This window comes from Paraburkholderia sp. J94 (genome assembly GCF_905220285.1).
In the GTDB taxonomy this organism is placed as follows: Bacteria; Pseudomonadota; Gammaproteobacteria; order Burkholderiales; family Burkholderiaceae; genus Paraburkholderia; species Paraburkholderia tropica_A.
In genome coordinates, this window is record NZ_CAJMZH010000004.1 from 1 (window position 1) to 18,093 (window position 18,093).

At 67.3% G+C, this 18,093-nt stretch carries 15 protein-coding genes and 1 pseudogene; 7 read left to right on the forward strand and 9 right to left on the reverse strand.

Annotated elements, in window-relative coordinates; translation table 11 throughout:
- The 4 genes from U4Y88_RS08810 to ubiA form a co-directional block, all read left to right on the forward strand.
- On the forward strand, positions 1-733 hold a 733-nt coding region (locus U4Y88_RS08810), incomplete at its 5' end, for a catalase (RefSeq protein WP_321783435.1).
- Positions 734-831: 98 nt separating this feature from the next.
- Positions 832-1,008: a hypothetical protein gene (locus U4Y88_RS08815; RefSeq protein ID WP_224004863.1), complete on the forward strand. Its 177-nt coding sequence runs from the start codon at positions 832-834 to the stop codon at positions 1,006-1,008.
- A gap of 177 nt (positions 1,009-1,185) precedes the next feature.
- Positions 1,186-1,674: a Dps family protein gene (locus tag U4Y88_RS08820; RefSeq protein ID WP_224004866.1), complete on the forward strand. Its 489-nt coding sequence runs from the start codon at positions 1,186-1,188 to the stop codon at positions 1,672-1,674.
- A gap of 243 nt (positions 1,675-1,917) precedes the next feature.
- Entirely contained in the window at positions 1,918-2,781 is an 864-nt protein-coding gene (gene ubiA / locus U4Y88_RS08825) for a 4-hydroxybenzoate octaprenyltransferase (RefSeq protein ID WP_224004870.1), read from the forward strand.
- Positions 2,782-3,002: 221 nt separating this feature from the next.
- Here the strand turns inward: ubiA and proC are convergent, their stop codons facing one another.
- The 6 genes from proC to U4Y88_RS08855 all read right to left on the reverse strand — a co-directional run bounded on the left by proC (position 3,003) and on the right by U4Y88_RS08855 (position 10,454).
- Positions 3,003-3,818, reverse strand: coding sequence for a pyrroline-5-carboxylate reductase (gene proC / locus U4Y88_RS08830; protein ID WP_065065091.1), 816 nt, complete (start codon positions 3,816-3,818; stop codon positions 3,003-3,005).
- Between the two features lie 21 nt (positions 3,819-3,839).
- Positions 3,840-4,538, reverse strand: coding sequence for a YggS family pyridoxal phosphate-dependent enzyme (locus U4Y88_RS08835; RefSeq protein ID WP_224005188.1), 699 nt, complete (start codon positions 4,536-4,538; stop codon positions 3,840-3,842).
- 246 nt (positions 4,539-4,784) lie between these two features.
- Positions 4,785-6,014: a glycolate oxidase subunit GlcF gene (glcF, locus tag U4Y88_RS08840; protein WP_224004873.1), complete on the reverse strand. Its 1,230-nt coding sequence runs from the start codon at positions 6,012-6,014 to the stop codon at positions 4,785-4,787.
- A gap of 18 nt (positions 6,015-6,032) precedes the next feature.
- Positions 6,033-7,121 (reverse strand): glycolate oxidase subunit GlcE, encoded by a 1,089-nt coding sequence (gene glcE / locus U4Y88_RS08845; RefSeq protein ID WP_224005191.1) that lies wholly within the window; start codon positions 7,119-7,121, stop codon positions 6,033-6,035.
- Positions 7,122-7,415: 294 nt separating this feature from the next.
- On the reverse strand, positions 7,416-8,921 hold the full coding sequence (locus U4Y88_RS08850) for an FAD-linked oxidase C-terminal domain-containing protein (protein ID WP_065065089.1): 1,506 nt from the start codon (positions 8,919-8,921) through the stop codon (positions 7,416-7,418).
- Between the two features lie 117 nt (positions 8,922-9,038).
- Entirely contained in the window at positions 9,039-10,454 is a 1,416-nt protein-coding gene (locus U4Y88_RS08855; protein ID WP_321783437.1) for an FAD-binding oxidoreductase, read from the reverse strand.
- Positions 10,455-10,747: 293 nt separating this feature from the next.
- Between U4Y88_RS08855 and U4Y88_RS08860 the strand changes: the two genes are divergently transcribed.
- Both U4Y88_RS08860 and hmpA read left to right on the forward strand, forming a co-directional pair.
- A complete protein-coding gene (locus U4Y88_RS08860; RefSeq protein ID WP_321783439.1) occupies positions 10,748-11,344 on the forward strand; it encodes a cob(I)yrinic acid a,c-diamide adenosyltransferase in 597 nt (198 codons plus the stop codon).
- 218 nt (positions 11,345-11,562) lie between these two features.
- Positions 11,563-12,765, forward strand: a complete 1,203-nt coding sequence (gene hmpA / locus U4Y88_RS08865) for an NO-inducible flavohemoprotein (RefSeq protein ID WP_321783441.1) — start codon at positions 11,563-11,565, stop codon at positions 12,763-12,765.
- 99 nt (positions 12,766-12,864) lie between these two features.
- Here the strand turns inward: hmpA and U4Y88_RS08870 are convergent, their stop codons facing one another.
- Positions 12,865-13,797, reverse strand: a complete 933-nt coding sequence (locus U4Y88_RS08870) for a GlxA family transcriptional regulator (RefSeq protein WP_310633025.1) — start codon at positions 13,795-13,797, stop codon at positions 12,865-12,867.
- 419 nt (positions 13,798-14,216) lie between these two features.
- On the opposite strand from U4Y88_RS08870, the pseudogene galU reads away from it, so the two are divergent.
- Positions 14,217-15,092 (forward strand): annotated as a pseudogene (gene galU, locus U4Y88_RS08875) (UTP--glucose-1-phosphate uridylyltransferase GalU); the annotation flags it as partial.
- A gap of 358 nt (positions 15,093-15,450) precedes the next feature.
- Here the strand turns inward: galU and U4Y88_RS08880 are convergent.
- Both U4Y88_RS08880 and U4Y88_RS08885 read right to left on the reverse strand, forming a co-directional pair.
- Positions 15,451-15,903, reverse strand: coding sequence for a GDP-mannose mannosyl hydrolase (locus U4Y88_RS08880; protein WP_224004905.1), 453 nt, complete (start codon positions 15,901-15,903; stop codon positions 15,451-15,453).
- Between the two features lie 280 nt (positions 15,904-16,183).
- Positions 16,184-18,064, reverse strand: coding sequence for a hypothetical protein (locus U4Y88_RS08885; protein ID WP_321783443.1), 1,881 nt, complete (start codon positions 18,062-18,064; stop codon positions 16,184-16,186).
- Between the last annotated feature and the right edge of the window lie 29 nt (positions 18,065-18,093).

Consider the following 18,093-nt stretch of genomic DNA (forward strand, 5'->3'; position numbering starts at 1 on the left):
GTCGGCGCAGCGCGATCTGTACAACGAGATTGAAAAGGGCAATTTCCCGAAGTGGCATTTCCGCGTTCAGGTGATGCCGGAAGCCGACGCCGCGAAGGTGCCGTACAACCCGTTCGACATCACGAAGGTCTGGCCGCACAAGGATTACCCGCTGATCGACGTGGGCACGATCGAGCTGAACCGCAATCCCGAGAACTATTTCGCCGACGTGGAGCAGGCCGCGTTCACGCCCGCGAACGTGGTGCCGGGCATCAGCTTCTCGCCCGACCGTCTGTTGCAGGGCCGCCTGTTCTCGTACGGCGACACGCAGCGTTACCGACTCGGCGTGAACCATCACCAGATTCCCGTGAACGCGCCGCGCTGCCCGTTCCACGCGTATCACCGCGACGGCGCGATGCGCACCGACGGCAACCTCGGCGGCAACGTGAATTACGAGCCGAACCGTTTCGGCGACTTCGCGCAGCGTCCGGGCGCGGGCGAGCCGCCGCTCGCGGCGGGTGCGGTCGATCACTACGATCACCGTGAAGATGGCGACTACTACAGCCAGCCGGGCGCGCTGTTCCGTCTGTTCGACGCCGGTCAGCGCGAGCGTCTCTTTGCGAACATCGCGCGGCATATCGCCGGCGTGCCGTCGGAGATCGTGCAGGTGCAGCTCGAACATTTCCGCCGCGCCGATCCGGCTTACGCGGAAGGCGTGATCGCTGCGATGGCGGCGCTCGCGGAAGCGAAGTAAGGCATAACAAGGCAGGCAAATCAGGGAGCGCGGCGGGGCGCATCGACGTCCCGCCGCATCAGTTTCCGGTGGCGAGCCTCAAGCAAAGGAGCAGGATCATGACCCGAACGATGACGATGACGCTCAAGACCGTCGGCCCTGGCCGCGGCGCGGAGATGGCGCGCACGCGCGCGCAAGGCACGCAGTTCGTGCGCAACGTGGTGAGTTTTGCGATCGTGACGAGCGCGCTCGTGGCGGTCGCCGCGCAAGGCCTGGCGCATTTCGCCGCGCGCTGACGACGCCGGGAACACGCGCTGCTTGAGCCTTGTCCGACCTTGGGGCCGGATGCCCTTGGGTTTTACGCTACACTGACGCCCGATCGAGCGTTCGCGAATCGCCTTGCCGTATCGACGTATCCAGGCGAGCGCGGCGCCAGCGACCGGAAGTCTCACTGCTACAAAATAGGAGTCGTCATGGCCAAGAAATCTGCTGTGCAGCACGTGAATATCGGCATCAGCGACAAGGATCGCAAGAAGATCGCGGACGGTCTCTCGCGCCTGCTCGCGGACACCTACACGCTGTATCTGAAGACGCACAACTTCCACTGGAACGTCACGGGTCCGATGTTCAACACGCTGCACCTGATGTTCGAAGGGCAGTACAACGAACTGGCGCTGGCCGTCGACGCGATCGCCGAGCGCATCCGCGCGCTGGGCGTGCACGCGCCGGGCAGCTACAAGGAATTCGCGAAGCTCTCGTCGATCCCGGAAGCCGACGGTGTGCCGGCCGCTGAAGACATGATCCGTCAGCTCGTGGAAGGTCAGGAAGCCGTGGTGCGCACCGCGCGCGCGATCTTCCCGGCAACGGAAGCCGCCAACGACGAGCCGACCGCCGACCTGCTCACGCAGCGCATGCAGACGCATGAAAAGACCGCGTGGATGCTGCGTTCGCTGCTGGCTTGATCTGCGTTTGATCCGCACGATCCCTGGCTGAAGCGCCATGCGCCGATGCAGGGACACAAAGCCCGCTGGTTGATCTGATGGATCCGGCGGGCTTTTTCATTTGGGGCGCGCGTTGGGATGCTCGCGCGCCAGGGCGCTCGGACGCATCGCGCCCGATTTACGCCGCACTCGCCGATGATGAACTCGCGGCGAAGCGCCGCCGCCGTGGCCTACAATAGCGGCATCGTTTTTCGCGCTCCCATCATGTTCGCCCGACTCCCGCTCTATCTGCGGCTCGTCCGCATGGACAAGCCGATCGGCAGCCTGCTGCTGCTATGGCCGACGCTCAACGCGCTGTGGATCGCCTCGAACGGCCATCCGTCGCTGTCGCTGCTCGTGATCTTTACGGTGGGCACGGTGCTGATGCGCTCGGCGGGCTGCGCGATCAACGACTACGCCGACCGCGACTTCGACCGTCACGTCAAACGCACCGCCGAACGGCCGATCACCTCGGGCCGCATCCGCGCCTGGGAAGCGGTGGCGATTGCCGCCGGTCTCGCGATCGTCTCGTTTCTGCTGATCCTGCCGCTCAACGGGCTCACGAAGCAGCTTTCCGTCGTGGCGCTGTTCGTGGCCGCGTCCTATCCGTTCACGAAGCGCTTTTTTGCGATTCCGCAGGCGTATCTGGGCATCGCGTTCGGCTTCGGTATTCCGATGGCGTTCGCCGCGATTCAGGACCACGTGCCCGCGCTCGCGTGGATCATGCTGATCGCCAACGTGTTCTGGTCGGTGGCCTACGACACTGAATACGCGATGGTCGATCGCGACGACGACATCAAGATCGGCATCCGCACCTCGGCGCTCACGTTCGGCCGCTTCGACGTGCTCGCGATCATGCTCTGCTACGCGGTCACGCTCGGCATCTACGTCTGGGTGGGCATGACGCTGCAGTTCGGCTGGCTTTACTGGCTCGGCTGGGCAGCGGCGGCGGGCTGCGCGATCTATCACTACACGCTCATCAAGAACCGCGAGCGCATGCCGTGCTTCGCCGCGTTCCGTCACAACAACTGGCTGGGCGGCGTGCTGTTCGTGGGCATCGCCGCGCATTACCTCGTGGCCGGTTCCTGAGTGCGACTGCGACGCAGGATTCGGATGTAAAAAAAGCGCCTCGATAGTCGAGGCGCTTTTTCTTTGTGCTGGGGTTTTGTGCGGCGCTTGTTCTGCGCTTGTGCGTTGCCATTGTGCGTGGCGTACTGCCGTGCCGCGAACGTCGAGCAAATGCCGACGCAAGGCCGCCAATCGCGCGTGACAGCCGAACGCCGCCACGCGCGCCGCTTCCGGCTTGCGGCTTACTGCTTGCCGAATTCCTCGCCCATTTCCTTCGCACGCGCGTCGGCGGCCAGCGCGCCGCGCACAATGGCGTCCTTCACGGCTGAAGCGTCGAACGACGCAAGCGCCGCCGCCGTGGTGCCGCCCTTGGACGTGACGCGCTCGCGCAGCACGGCGGGCGTTTCGTCCGACTGCAGTGCGAGTTGCGCCGCGCCCGCGAACGTGGCGATGGCGAGCGCGCGGCCCTGCTGCTCGTCCATGCCGAGCTGGCGGGCGGCTTCCTCAAGCGCCTCGATGAAATAGAACACGTAGGCCGGACCGCTGCCCGAGATGGCCGTGACGGCGTCGATCTTGCTCTCGTCGTCGAACCAGACGGTCTGGCCGACCGCGCCCAGCACGTTCGAGGCGAGTTCGCGGCCCGCCGCGTCCACGCCGCCGCTCGCGACGAGGCCGGTCGCGCCCATGCCGATCAGCGCGGGCGTGTTGGGCATCGTGCGCACGATGCGCGTGTGGCCCTTGAGCCAGCGCGAGAGATCTTCGATACGGATGCCCGCGAGAATGCTGATGACGACCTGATGCGCGCCCAGGTGCGGCGCGAGCGATTCGGCGACGACCTTGGCGATCTGCGGTTTGACCGCGAGCAGGATGGCGTCGTAGTCGGCCAGCGCCGCGTCGGCGCCCGCGCCGGTGCGCACGCCGAACTGTTCCTCGCTGCGTTTGCGGGCGTCCTCGTTCGGATCGATCGCGTACAGGTTGGCGGCGGGAACGCCCTTGCGGATCAGACCGCCGATGAGTGCGGCGGCCATGTTGCCGCCGCCGATGAAGGCAATTTTCATGGTGTGGAGTGCGTACTTGAATCAGTGGGAGTAATCGCGCCCGCCAAAGATCGCGGTGCCGACGCGCACGATCGTGGCGCCTTCGAGCACGGCTGCTTCGAGATCGGCCGACATGCCCATGGAGAGCGTGTCGAGCGCGAGGCCGTCGGCGCGCAGCGCGTCGAACAGCTCGCGCAGCTGCCGGTGCGGCGCACGCTGTGCCTCGGGCGTGTCTGCCGGCTCGGGAATGGACATCAACCCGCGCAGGCGCAGGTTGGGCAACGCGGCGATTGCGTGCGCGATTTGTACGGCTTCCTCCGGCGCGGTACCGCTCTTGGAAGCTTCGCCGCTCACGTTGACCTGCAGGCACACGTTGAGCGGCGGCATGCCCGCGGGTCGCTGTTCCGACAGGCGCTGGGCGATCTTCAGTCGATCGATCGAATGAACCCAGTCGAAACGCTCGGCCACGGGCCGCGTCTTGTTCGATTGCAGCGGCCCGATGAAATGCCATTCGAGGCTCGCGCGCAGGTCCGCGAGCGCCTCGATCTTGTCCACGGCTTCCTGCACGTAGTTCTCGCCGAACGCACGCTGACCGGCGGCGTGCGCGGCGCGCACGTCGTCGGCGGGGAAGGTTTTCGACACCGCGAGCAACGCAACGGATTCCGGCGCGCGCCCCGCACTGCGGGCGGCGGCGGCGATGCGCTCATGGACGGCTTCGAGATTGTGGACGAGATCGGTCATCGGATTGGAGGCCGGCCGCGCAGCGCTGCCCGCGGCCGTTACGGCGCACATGAAACGAACGAAGGCAATTATACGGACTGCGCCGGGCCGCGAAATCTCCGCCAAAAGACGTAGGGCTTTTCCGCGTCATGCGACGGTCGAATTCTGTCGGTGCACCTGGGCGGCGCGGGCCTGACAGGCTGGCTCCTACGCCATCAGGCCGACTGTTGGCGCAATCGGCGGATCGTTACGCTGGGAAGTGTTTCTTCAATTCGCGGCCAGCATATGTTCGACCAGCTCAATCCAGTGCGTGACCGGAATCGGCGTGCCGCTTTGCAGGTGCGCGATGCAGCCAATGTTCGCCGAAACGATCAATTGCGGCTCCAGCGCCTTGAGCCGCTCCACCTTCTGGTTGCGCAGCGTGTACGAGAGGCGCGGCTGCGTGATCGAATAGGTGCCCGCGGAGCCGCAGCACAGGTGACTGTCCACCGGCAGGCGCACGTCGAGCCCGAGCGCGCCCAGCACGTGTTCCACGCCGCCGCGCACCTGCTGGCCGTGCTGGAGCGTGCAGGGCGGGTGATACGCCACGGTATGGATGCCGCGCCGGCGCGTGGCCGCGAGCAGTTGCTCCTCGAACTGCGGCAGGATCTCGGCCAGGTCGCGCGTGAGTTCGGCCACGCGCCGCGCTTTCTCCGCGTAGGCCGGATCGTGGCGCATCAGGTGCGCGTATTCCTTGACGGTCGCGCCGCAGCCGGAGGCATTCATCACGATCGCCTCCACGCCTTGCTCGATATACGGCCACCAGGCGTCGATGTTCGCGCGCACGTCGTTCAGGGCGTCGTCGGCGTAACCCATGTGCAGGCGGATCGCACCGCAGCAGCCCGCCTGAGGCGCCACCACGGTCTCGATACCCAGTGCATCGAGCACGCGCGCCGTGGCCGTGTTGATGTTGGGCATCATCGAAGGCTGCACGCAACCGGCGAGCATCAGCATCTTGCGCGTGTGTTTCGCGGTCGGCCAGGCGAGCGGGCGCTGGCGTACCGGCACCTTGTCGCGCAGCCGTCGCGGCAGCAGCGCGCGCACCTGCTGGGCGAGGCGCATGGCCGGCGAAAACAGCATGCGGCGCGGCAGAAAGCCCGCCAGGAAGCGCCGCGTGAGGCGCTGGCGCAGCGGGCGCGGCGCCCGTTCCTCGGCGAGCTTGCGGCCGATTTCCACGAGCCGGCCGTACTGCACGCCCGAGGGGCAGGTCGTCTCGCAACTGCGGCAGGTCAGGCAGCGGTCGAGGTGGGTGAGCGTGCTTTTCGAGACCGGCGCGCCTTCCACCATCTGCTTCATCAGATAAATGCGGCCGCGCGGGCCGTCGAGCTCGTCGCCGAGGAGCTGGTAGGTCGGGCAGGTCGCGGTGCAGAAGCCGCAATGCACGCACTTGCGCAGGATCGCGTCGGCTTCGTCGCCGTCGGGGGTGTTGCGAATGAAGTCCGCGAGGTTCGTCTGCATCGCCGCGTGATGGTCAGGTCAGAAGTCGGAATACAGGCGGCCGCGATTGAAGATGCGGGCCGGGTCGAACGCGGCTTTCAGGCCGCGATGGATCTTCATGAGCGGCGCGGGCAGCGGCGTGAACACGCCCGCGCTGCGGTCGTACTCGCGGCCGGTGCGGAACATTGTGGCGTGGCCGCCCGCCTGCTTGGCGGTGATGCGCACGGTCTGCGCGTCGGTTTCGGTGATCCACCAGCGCTGCGCGCCGCCCCATTCCATCAGCTGCGCGCCGGGCAATTGCAGCGGTTCGGCGATCGAGGGCAGCGCGAGGCGCCAGAGGGCGGCATTGGGCGCGATCGAGGCGAAAAACGGGTCGGTTTGCTCGCGCAGGCACGCCCAGAAACGCTCGGCTTCCACGGCGTCCACCACCTCGCCGCCCAGCGAGGTGCGCGCGGCTTTCACGCCGGCCTCGGCACCCGCCAGACGCACGACCAGCGTGCCGTTGCGCCAGGCGCTGGCCGTCATCGGCAACGGGCGGCCGCCCCATTCGTTGAGCTTGCGCACGGCGTCGGTGCCGTTCATGTCGAAGCGCAGCGTGGTTTCGGCCTGCGGCACGGGCAGCACCTTGACCGACAGTTCGAGCATCAGGCCGAGCGTGCCGAGCGATCCCGCCATGAGCCGCGAGACGTCGTAGCCCGCCACGTTCTTCACGACCTGGCCGCCGAAATGCAGCACCTCGCCGTGACCGTTCATGACCACGGCGCCCAGCACGAAGTCGCGCGCCGCGCCCGCCGCCGCCCGGCGCGGCCCGGCGATGCCGGCGGCAATGCAGCCGCCAAGCGTGGCCTGGGCGCCGAAGTGAGGCGGCTCGAACGCCAGCATCTGACCGCGCGCGGCGAGCGCCTGCTCGATTTCGAGCAGCGGCGTGCCCGCGCGCGCCGTGATCACCAGCTCGGCCGGATCGTACGCGACGATGCCCCGGTGCGCGCGCGTGTCGAGGACTTCGCCTTCGAGCGCCTGGCCGTACCAGTCTTTGGTGCCGCCGCCGCGAATGCGCAGCGGGCGGCCGTCGGCGGTCGCCGCGCGAATGCGCTCGGACCAGACCGCGACGATGTCGTCCTCTTCCATGTCGTCCATGGCGCGTTTGTCGTTGTGGTGCGTTCGATTGTACTGACGCGCCCCGTGCTGACAAGCCGGGGCAGGCCCGCATGGCGCACGCTTACAAGCGTGTTTGACCCGGTGCGCATGACACGCCGCAAGCCGCATGCGCGGCGCATCGCGAGGGGGCAAAACTGGCGTGCACCGCCGCGTGCGCGCTCGCGCCGTCCGTTGTGGCTGCCGCCGCGCGGGGTGGAAGAAGCGGATGAAGCGCGTGGCTCGCCCGCCCCGGCGTGTGCGTCAGGGTGTGCGTCAGCGTGTGCGTCAGAAGCGCGGCAGATCGGGATGCGGCAGCAGATTGCCGCGCACGTGCATGCGTCCGTATTCGGCGCAGCGCGCGCGCGTGGGAATGCCCTTGTCGGGATTGAGCAGCCCGGCCGGATCGAACGCGTGCTTCACGGCATGGAACGCGTCGCGCTCCTGGGGCGAGAACTGCACGCACATCGAATTGATCTTTTCGATGCCCACGCCGTGCTCGCCCGTCACCGTGCCGCCCAGTTCGACGCAGGTTTCGAGAATATCGGCGCCGAAGGCCTCGGCGCGGTGCCATTCGTCGAGGTCGTTGCCGTTGAAGAGAATCAGCGGATGCATGTTGCCGTCGCCCGCGTGGAACACGTTGATGCAGCGCAGCCGGTACTGAGCCTCCATCTCGTGGATGCGCGCGAGCAGCGGCCCGATGGCGCGGCGCGGCACCGTGCCGTCCATGCAGTAGTAGTCGGGCGAGATGCGTCCGGCGGCGGGAAAGGCGTTCTTGCGGCCCGACCAGAAGCGCAGGCGCTCTTCCTCGGTGCGCGAGATCTGGATGCGCGTCGCGCCGTGCTCGCGCAGCACGACGGTCGTGCGCGCGATCTCGTCGGCGACCTCCTCGGGCGTGCCGTCCGCCTCGCACAGCAGGATCGCGGCGGCGTCGAGGTCGTAGCCCGCTTTCACGAATTCCTCCACGGCGCGCGTGGCGGGCTTGTCCATCATTTCGAGACCGGCGGGAATGATGCCGGACGCGATGATGCCGGCCACCGCGTCGCCGCCTTTCACCACGTCGTCGAAGCTCGCCATGATGACCTGCGCGGTCTGCGGACGCGGGATCAGCTTGACGGTCACTTCGGTCACGATGGCGAACATGCCCTCGCTGCCGATCATGACTGCGAGCAGATCGAGCCCCGGCGCGTCGAGCGCCAGCGAGCCGAACTCCACGATCTCGCCGTCCATCGTCACCGCGCGCACGCGCAGCACGTTATGCACGGTGAGACCGTACTTGAGGCAGTGCACGCCGCCCGAGTTTTCGGAGACGTTGCCGCCGATCGTGCAGGCGATCTGCGACGACGGATCGGGCGCGTAATAGAGGCCGTAAGGCGCGGCCGCCTCGGAGACGGCCAGATTGCGCACGCCCGGCTGCACGGTGGCCGTGCGCGCGTAGGGATCGACTTCGAGAATGCGCTTGAACCGCGCGAGCGAGAGCACGATGCCGTGGCGGATCGGCATGGCGCCCCCGGAGAGACCCGTGCCCGCGCCGCGGGGCACGATCGGCACGTCGAGCCGCCGGCAGATCTGCACGATGCGCTGCACCTGAGATTCGGTTTCCGGCAGCGCCACCGCGAGCGGCAGGCGCCGGTAGGCCGCGAGGCCGTCGCACTCGTAGGCGACCGTGTCTTCTTCCCGGTGCAGCAGGCAGTGCGCGGGCAGCACGGCCATCAGCGCCTGAACCACTTCGCGCTGCCGCTGCGCGAGGGCTTCGGGCGAGAGTTCGGGCATCTTCGCCTCGGGTGCGTTCATGTCTCCTCCTGCTCGTGTGGTTCGCCGCGTACGGCGATCGCTGCGGTCGCTGTGTTCGCTGCTTTCGCTGTTTTCGTTACGGGCGCGCGTCTCGCGGCGCGCCTCGCCAGCGTCAGCTTACGCCGCCCAGCTGAAGATCTTGCCGGGATTCATCAGATTATGCGGATCGAGCGCGTGTTTGATGGCGCGCATGGTGTCGATGGTATCGGCGCCATGCTCCTCCACGAGAAAGTCCATCTTGTGCAGACCCACGCCGTGCTCGCCGGTGCAGGTGCCGTCCATGCGGATCGCGCGCTGCACGATGCGATGGTTCAGGCGTTCGGCCTCGTCGATCTCCTCGGGCTTGTCGGGGTCGATCAGGATCGCCACGTGGAAGTTGCCGTCACCCACGTGGCCCACGATCGGGCAGGGCAGGGGCGAGGCCTTCAGGTCCGCTTCGGTTTCCACCACGCATTCGGCGAGGCGCGAGATCGGCACGCAGACGTCAGTGGTCACCGCGCGGCAGCCGGGCTTCAGTTGCAGCATCGCGAAGTACGCGCTGTGACGCGCGTTCCACAAGCGGCTGCGGTCCTCGGGGCGCGTGGCCCACTCGAAACCTTCGCCGCCGTTTTGTGCCGCCAGTTCCTGCACGGTTTGCGCCTGCTCGGCCACGCCCGCTTCGGTGCCGTGAAACTCGAAGAACAGCGTGTGCTTTTCGCGCAGACCGAGGTTCGAATGCTTGTTGATCGCGCGCACCGCGAGTGCGTCGATGAACTCCACGCGCGCGATCGGCACGCCCATCTGGATCGTTTCGATCACGGCGCGCACGGCTTCGGCCATCGAGGGAAACGCGCACACCGCCGCCGACACCGCTTCCGGCTGCGGATAAAGGCGCACGGTGATTTCGGTGATCACGCCGAGCGTGCCTTCGGAGCCCACGAAAAGGCGCGTGAGGTCGTAGCCCGCCGACGATTTGCGCGCGCGCGTGCCGGTCTTGATCACGCGGCCGTCCGCGAGCACGGCGGTCAGACCGAGTACGTTCTCGCGCATCGTGCCGTAACGCACGGCGTTGGTGCCCGAGGCGCGCGTCGCCGACATGCCGCCGATGCTCGCATCCGCGCCCGGATCGATCGGGAAGAACAGGCCCGTGTCGCGCAGCGCTTCGTTGAGCTGCTTGCGCGAGATGCCGGGCTCGACGGTCACGGTCAGGTCTTCGGCGTTGATCGAAAGCACGCGGTTCATCTGCGAGAGGTCGATCGACACGCCGCCTTGCACGGCCAGCAAGTGGCCTTCGAGCGAGGAGCCGTTGCCGTACGGAATGATCGGCACGTTATGGCGCGCGCACAGCTTGACGATGGTCTGAACCTCTTCGGTGCTCTGCGCGTAGACCACGGCGTCGGGCAGTTGCGGGTCGAAACGGGATTCGTCGCGGCCATGATGGGCGCGCACGGCTTCGGCGGTCGAGACGCGTTCGCCGAATGCGCTGCGCAAGGCGTCGAGGAGTTCGGCGGGGAACGGGCGGCGTGCGAGGGCCGGCGGCGCGGGATGATTCACGCGGGTGTCTCCTTCGTTGGTCGCGGCCGATCGCGCAGATCGGCCTCTATGCGTGTGGGACGTGCTATCGGGTGCGTTTCATTTTACGCTGAACGTTCGCGGACGCGTTCGCGCCTCGGCGGGCGCGGGCGGACGCATGTTGCACCGCACGACGGGCACGCGGCGGAGCGCGTGGCGAAGCGCACCGTGAAGGTCACGGCCGTACCTATAATGAGCCGCGTGAGCTTTACCGCATGCCAGTCGAGGCACGACGGATTTGCGCACCGCGCATCAACGAAATCTGGAGAAACACGATGGGCAATCGTCTGAGCAAGATCGCCACGCGCACCGGCGACGACGGCACGACGGGACTCGGCGACGGCAGCCGCGTGGGCAAGGACGACGCGCGCATCGCGGCGATCGGCGACGTCGACGAACTCAATTCGCAGATCGGCGTGCTGCTGTGCGAGCCGCTGCCCGATGACGTGCGCGCAGCGCTCGTCGCGATCCAGCACGACCTGTTCGATCTGGGCGGCGAGCTTTGCATGCCCGGCCACACAATGGTCACCGACACGCATCTGGCCCGCCTCGACGACTGGCTCGCCGAGTACAACGCCGCGCTGCCGCCGCTCAAGGAGTTCATCCTGCCGGGCGGCTCGCGTGCCGCCGCGCTCGCGCATGTGTGCCGCACGGTCTGCCGTCGCGCGGAGCGGGCGATCGTCGCGCTCGGTCAGTCGGGGGCGACGATCGAAGCGGCGCCGCGCCGCTACGTGAACCGGCTCTCGGACCTGCTGTTCGTACTCTCTCGCGTGCTCAACCGCGCGGCTGGCGGCGACGACGTGTACTGGCGTCACGACCGCGGCGGCGCGACAAACGCTGCAACAAGCGGCGGCGAATTCTCGAACGAGTGAGCCTTAATTGGGGCGTGAGCGCGTCGCGATGGTTGCTCCCGTTGCTCCGCTAGTGCCGGGCAAATAGCGTCGGCGTGCAGCCCCGGCTCGCGGCGCCCTCGCGCCCCGGCTGGAAACCGCGTTACGCCCGCCCATGCTGTGGTGCGACAAAATGCCCGAGTCGGCGTGCGGCGTTAAACATGTATCGTATATACATCTTTAACGAGGAGAAGCCGCAAATGACTGCGCTCACCGCTGACCAGATCGCCCGAGTCAAGGCCACCGCGCCCGTTTTCGCCGAGCACGGCACCACGATCACGAAGCACTTCTACCAGCGCATGTTCAACGCGCATCCGGAGCTGAAGAACATCTTCAACCAGACGCACCAAAAGAGCGGCAGCCAGCCTGAAACGCTCGCGCGCGCGGTCTACGCCTACGCGGCCAACATCGACAATCTGGGTGTGCTCGGCGGCGCGGTCACGCACATCGCGCACAAGCATGCGAGCCTGAACATCCGTCCCGAGCACTATCCGATCGTCGGTCGCCATCTGCTGGGCGCGGTCGTCGACGTGCTCGGCGATGCCGTCGACCAGCCGACGCTCGACGCCTGGGCCGTGGCCTACGAGCAGCTCGCGAACATCATGATCGGCGCCGAGGCGAAGCTTTACGAAGCCGCGCCGTGGAGCGGCTTCCGTCCGTTCAAGGTGATGCGCAAGCAGGTCGAAAGCGACGAAATCACCTCGTTCTATCTGGCGCCCGCCGACGGCGCGAGCGCAGGCGGCTTCGAGCCGGGCCAGTACGTGAGCGTGACGCGCTACGTCGACCAGCTCGGCGTCGATCAGCCGCGCCAGTACAGCCTGTCCGACGCGCCGCACGGCCGCTGGCTGCGCATCTCGGTCAAGCGCGAGGACGGCCGCGCCGACACGCAGCCGGGCCACGTCTCGAACATCATGCACGCCGATGTGGAAGAGGGCGCGATCGTCCACGTGAGCGCGCCGATGGGCGAATTCACGCTCGACCGCAAGAAGACCACGCCGGTCGTGCTGATGAGCGGCGGCGTCGGCATCACGCCGATGACGTCGATGCTCGCCACGCTGCTGGCCGAGCGTAGCGAGCGCCAGATCGCGTTCGTGCATGCCTGCCGCAACGCCCGCGTGCATGCGTTCAAGGACTGGCTGCGCCGCAGCGCCGCCGAGCATCCGAACCTCAAGCGCGCGGTGTTCTACGAAGCCGTGGGCGCGGAAGACCGCGCGGGCGTCGACTACGACTTCGAAGGCCGCATGGACATCGGCCGCATCGAAGCCGCCGTGATGCTGCCGGACGCCGACTACTACCTCTGCGGTCCCGTTGCGTTCATGCGCGAGCAGAAAGAAGCGCTTGTCGCGCGCGGCGTCGATCCGGCGCGCATCCACACCGAGATCTTCGGCTCGGGCATGCTGTAACGACACGCGGGCGCGTCAAAGCGTCGTCGCCATGAAGAACGCCGCGCGGGCTGCATGTCCGCGCGGCGTTTTGCATTGGAGGCGCGAAGGCGTCGCCGATCAATCGTTCGACGCGCGCCGGTTTACCGCGCGATAGCCCGACGGCGAGATCGACAAACGGCGTCGAAAGATCCGCGCGAGCCGTTCGCCGCGCGGCACGCCGCAGCGCTGCGCGATTTCGTCGATGGGGAGATTGGTTTGTGCGAGCAGCAGACAACTCGCGTCGAGGCGCGCGCGCAGCAGATATTCCGAAGGCGTGAGGCCCGTCTGCGTCTTGAAGTGACGCAGGAAGTTGCGCATGCTCATTTGCGCGACGCGCGCGGCGTCGGCGACCGAAATCGGCTGATGGTAGTTCTCGCGCAGCCAGTGCGCGGCCGAGCTGATTTTGCCGTTCGGGCTATCCGATTCGCCGTCGTCGAGCATCGGGCCGAGACGTTCCCACGCGCCGGGCATCGTATCTTCCGAAATGCGCTGCGCGAGCGCCACGCCGTGATTGCGCTTGAGCACCTTGAGCGCGGCGATCAGCGCTTCGGGCGGCGTGACCACCGAGGCGCACGCGTGATGCGCTTCGAGCGCGCGCCGCAGACGTTGCGCCGAAGCCGCCGCGATCAGGCCGCTGCGCAGGAACGAGACGTCGGCGGCCGCGAGAACGGTGCGCCCTTCGCCGAGCGCGCGAATGATGCGCACCTTGGGCGCGAGCGCCTGCAGACGCGCGAGCAGGCGTTCGTTTTCGCGCGCCTCCTCGGCGCCGGGGCCGCCCGCGATGAACAGCGTATCGAAGCCGTTGCGCAGCGGGCCATGCACGCTGTCGGTCCAGATCCGCAGGCCGCAGCCGCTCGCGACGCTGCCGCCGTCCTCGGAGAGCACGACGAGCGAATAGACGGGGAGCGGTCCCGTGCCGGAGTCGTTCGCGAGACGAAAGACGTCGGCGAGCAGGCTCACGTCGCCGAGCGGAAAGCCCTCGAAAACCAGGATGCCGATGCGTTTGGCCATGGTCGCCAGCTTCAGGTGGGGGCGCGTCCGCAAGGCGGTTTGCCGGCAGATCACCCGATCGATGTGCATGGCCGGTTCCTCGCGCAAGAATGGATTCGCAGGAGTACGTTGCATTGTGCGGGGCGCTCGCGCGCCACGTTCGACTGGGCTCCATGATAGGACGCGTGTCGCGCGCGCCGCGCACCGCAGTCGGAAAACGCCGAGAGATTGGCAGAATGGCTCGATATGCGCTGGTTAAGCTGGCCTCGCGTCGTTCGTGGACGGGCGCGGCATGATCGCTGCACGTCCGGTCAGACGACGCAGCGAAACGATGTCGCAAATCGACGCCGCAAATCGATGCCGCACACCATGCGGAACATGACGCAAAAAACCACGCGCGGCGCACCCGGCGGCGCGATCCACCGAACGGCGAGGCGAACATGATCAAGCTGCGCAAGGCGGTCTTTCCGGTTGCCGGTCTCGGCACGCGATTTCTCCCGGCCACGAAGGCGAGTCCCAAGGAAATGCTGCCGGTGGTCGACAAGCCGCTGATCCAGTACGCCGTCGAGGAAGCGGTCGCCGCCGGCATCACCGAGCTGATTTTCGTGACGGGTCGCGGCAAGCGCGCGATCGAGGATCATTTCGACAAGTCCTATGAGATCGAGCGCGAACTGGAAGCGCGCGGCAAGGCGGCGCTGCTCGCGACCGTGCGCAGCATCAAGCCGTCGCATGTCGAGTGCATTTTCGTGCGTCAGCCGGAACCGCTCGGGCTCGGCCACGCGGTGCTGTGCGCGCAGAAGATCATCGGCGACGAGCCGTTCGCCGTGCTGCTCGCCGACGATCTGATCGACGCGCAGCCGCCCGTGCTCGCGCAGATGGCGCGGCGCTTCGATCACTATCACTGCTCGCTCGTGGCGGTCGAGGAGATCGCGCGCGCGGATGCGGGCGCGTATGGCGTCGTGAAGGGGCGCGCGTGGGACGAGCACGTGTACCGCATGTGCGGCATCGTCGAAAAGCCGACGCCCGACGAGGCGCCGTCGACGCTCGGCGTGGTGGGCCGCTACGTGCTGATGCCCGGCATCTTCGAGCATCTGCGCCGCTTGCGCCCCGCGCCGGGCGAGGAACTGGAGTTGAGCGACGCGATCCAGTCGATGCTTGCCGACGAACAGGTGCTCGCGCATCGATTTACCGGGCGGCGTTTCGATTGCGGCAGCAAGCTCGGTTATTTGCAGGCGACCGTCGAGTACGCGTTGCGTCATGCCGAAGTGGGCGAGGCGTTCGGCGCGTGGTTGCAGACGCGCGAAGCGCACGCGCCGGATGCATTGCACGTGTCGCACACGTCACATACGCCACACAAGCCGCACGACGGCCACGGCGCGCCGGACCTGCATCTCGTGCGCGATACGGCGGATGCCGACCTCGCCGCGGACGCCGATGCCGATGCCGATGCCGCCGACGATTTCGCCGCGCCGCTTACGGCGACCTGAACACACGAAGCGAAAACGCAGGAACGTGCGCGCGATCTTCGCGCGCGCACAGGCATCGCGCGTCGCACATCACGTCTCACACATCGCGCAGATTCAACGCATCGGCGAAGATCGCGTCGACAATCCTCTGGCACGCGCGATCAGGCGCCACCACGCGCCACGGCCCGCCATCACGCATCACCACCCGCTACGAAAAATACGCCTTCGTATTCGCATGCACATCGTCGCGCGCGAGGATTTCTTCGGGCGTGAGCCACGCGTACTGGCTGTGCTGATCGAAGCGCCCGACCGGCACGGTGCTGTCGAGCGTGAACGCGTAGGCGAGCACCACATAGTGCGTGCCGATCCCGTTCTCCGCTGCGAAATTATCCGGGTACAGATGCTCGTACACGCCGCCGAAACGCGCCGCTGCGCGCTGCATGCCCGCGATGCCCAGCTCCGTTTCGACGATGCGCGTGAACGCCGCGTCGAGCCGTTCCTCCTTGCGAATGCGTCCGCCCGGCACGAACCAGGTGCCGCGCGCAGGACGATTGCGCCGCTGGCCGAGCAGCACGCGGCCTTGCGCATCCACGACGATCAGGTCGATCGCGACGAGCGGCGCGAGGCGCACCACGTCGAGAAATTCGGTTGGCGACAGCATGAGCGAGCGGTCCAGTGGGAAGGGAAGGGCACAGCCCGACGCGCGCTCGCCTCGTATGCGTGGCGGACGACTGGACGAAACCGGCGAAGCAGGCCGCAGCGCGTTCAACAGCAGTCTAGGCGTGCCAATTTTGCGGCGCACTGTCGTTTGCCGCCTAAGTTTCGCTATCGCGGGCCAAGTTGCGCATTCCCGGTTGCCGCGGCGATTCGATTGGCGTAACGATCCCACGTATTGAAGCGGCGGCGTGCAATGCAGCCCTGACCGCGCACGCCGATGAGATTCAACGCGCGACGTATCCCGCCGGCGTGATCGCGTTCGCCTTCGCGATCGCCGCGTTCCCCGACACCACATAGATCGGCGATTCGGTCAGGCTCAGCGGCAGCATGCCGTCCTTGTAGCTCATCGTGCGCGCGTTGCCCATCATGTCGAACACGCTCACGTTGCCCGTGCTGCCGCGCGCGTCCACCGGCAGCGCCCAGTTGGTCGCGCGTTTCGCGTCGAAGCCGACGTTCGCGCTCCAGCGCGCGTCGTCGTGGCTCCAGAGCGCGGTGACGATCTTGCCGTCGGGGCGCGCGAACGCGTAGGCGTAGACACCCGGCGGCGTGTTGCGCAGCGCGCCGAGCGTGATCGTGCCGTCGACGATGCGCGTCATCGCCGCGACCGCGAGCGCGGCCGGCTTCGGGCTGATGTTGCCCGCGCCGTACGCGCCATCCGCGTGATCGAGTTCGAAGAACACGCCATAGCCCGCCGAGGTCTGCGGCATGTCCTGCGAATAGAACACGAAGGTCACGTCGGCGCCTTCGCCGAGCATGATCAGATGCGTGCGCGCGACCACCGCGCCTTGCGCGTAGAGCGTTTGCGCGTCGGGATAACGCGGGCCATATGTCTTGCCGATGTCGTAGCTGATGCCGGTTTCGGTGACGAACAGCGGCGCGCCGGGCTTGAGCAGATCGCGCATCGTGGCGCGCAGATCGCGCATCGCCATGGGCAGCGCGGGGCCTTTGCCCGTGGGCGTGTCGATCACGCGTTCGGGCGGATGCGAGGGGCTCGTGCCGAAGTCGTAGTAGCCGTGGATCGTCAGGCCGTCGAGATAGTTCTGGATGTTCAGTTTTGCGAAATGTTTGAGCCACTTGGTGTTGTCGCTGACGCCCGAGTACGTGAGGCCCATCACGACGGCGTTCGGATCGGTCGCGTGGATGCCCTGATACACCGACGCATAGGTCGCGACGAAATTCGCGTCGGAGTCGCGCCAGGGCAGGCCGCCGTCGGGGTCGGGTTCCCACGTCACCTGATAGTAATTGCGCGACTGGCGCGGGAAGGTCTTGGCGCGCACGCGTGCGGACTCGGTGCCCACGCGCGTCATGAACTCGCGCAGCGCGGCCTGCGAGGCGGGCGCGTAGCTGTGCGTGAAGTTGGTGTCCGTGATCTTCGCGGCCTTGTCGGGCGGCGCGGCCCACTTCGGAATGCCGTCGAGCAGGATCAGCCGCATGATGTCGCCGCGCTCGAACCAGCTCGCGAGCTGCGGCTTGGACGGATCGAAGGTGTTCGGCGCGTCCGGCTCCATCGTGTACCACTTGCGCTCGTCGTTGGCCCACGTGAGGCCGAGATCGGTATAGAGCGGACGATAGCCGTCGCCGCCGCAGCAGTGCTGGCCCGGCGCGATGAACGCGGTGCCCTGGCCGCCGAAGCGGTGCAGGTCCTGACGCGCGAGACGCGGCTCGGGCAGCACGGCGCTCACGTCCGGCAGCACGCCGAAACTCGCGATGCCGCCCGGACGCGTGCCGCGTCGAGGCAGCGTGCCGTCGGGGTCCGATGCCATCGACGCGAGCGTGGCGCTGAACGCGAAGTAGCCCGCTTGCGGCATCGTGCAGGTGAGCGTCGTCACGCGTTTGCCGGGCGCCACGGCGAAGGAGCCCGTCGCTTGCGGGCGGCTCCACGTGTCGTCGATCTGCCATTGGACCTTGTCGTTGCCGCGCGCGCGCGTGACGACGTCGATGCGCACGCTCTTGCCGCGCGGAAAGAGACGCGTGCCGTCGCTGCCCGGCGTGTCGGCCGTGATCGGATCGTCGCCCGCGGGCGCGGCGGCTGCGTCGCCGGGCGCGTTGCGGCACACGACGGCCTCGTCGGCGCGGCAGGTGGCGGCGCCCAGCGCGCCGAACATCAGCACGCACGCGAAGAATGCGAACCTCG

Coding starts and splice junctions, on each gene's coding strand:
- U4Y88_RS08850 (WP_065065089.1), bottom strand. CDS start 8,921: ATGAACGCACCCGAGGCGAAGATGCCCGAACTCTCGCCCGAAGCCCTC.
- proC (WP_065065091.1), bottom strand. CDS start 3,818: ATGAAAATTGCCTTCATCGGCGGCGGCAACATGGCCGCCGCACTCATC.
- U4Y88_RS08885 (WP_321783443.1), bottom strand. CDS start 18,064: ATGTTCGGCGCGCTGGGCGCCGCCACCTGCCGCGCCGACGAGGCCGTC.
- U4Y88_RS08815 (WP_224004863.1), top strand. CDS start 832: ATGACCCGAACGATGACGATGACGCTCAAGACCGTCGGCCCTGGCCGC.
- U4Y88_RS08835 (WP_224005188.1), bottom strand. CDS start 4,538: ATGACCGATCTCGTCCACAATCTCGAAGCCGTCCATGAGCGCATCGCC.
- U4Y88_RS08860 (WP_321783439.1), top strand. CDS start 10,748: ATGGGCAATCGTCTGAGCAAGATCGCCACGCGCACCGGCGACGACGGC.
- U4Y88_RS08820 (WP_224004866.1), top strand. CDS start 1,186: ATGGCCAAGAAATCTGCTGTGCAGCACGTGAATATCGGCATCAGCGAC.
- glcE (WP_224005191.1), bottom strand. CDS start 7,121: ATGGAAGAGGACGACATCGTCGCGGTCTGGTCCGAGCGCATTCGCGCG.
- hmpA (WP_321783441.1), top strand. CDS start 11,563: ATGACTGCGCTCACCGCTGACCAGATCGCCCGAGTCAAGGCCACCGCG.
- glcF (WP_224004873.1), bottom strand. CDS start 6,014: ATGCAGACGAACCTCGCGGACTTCATTCGCAACACCCCCGACGGCGAC.
- ubiA (WP_224004870.1), top strand. CDS start 1,918: ATGTTCGCCCGACTCCCGCTCTATCTGCGGCTCGTCCGCATGGACAAG.
- U4Y88_RS08880 (WP_224004905.1), bottom strand. CDS start 15,903: ATGCTGTCGCCAACCGAATTTCTCGACGTGGTGCGCCTCGCGCCGCTC.
- U4Y88_RS08870 (WP_310633025.1), bottom strand. CDS start 13,797: ATGGCCAAACGCATCGGCATCCTGGTTTTCGAGGGCTTTCCGCTCGGC.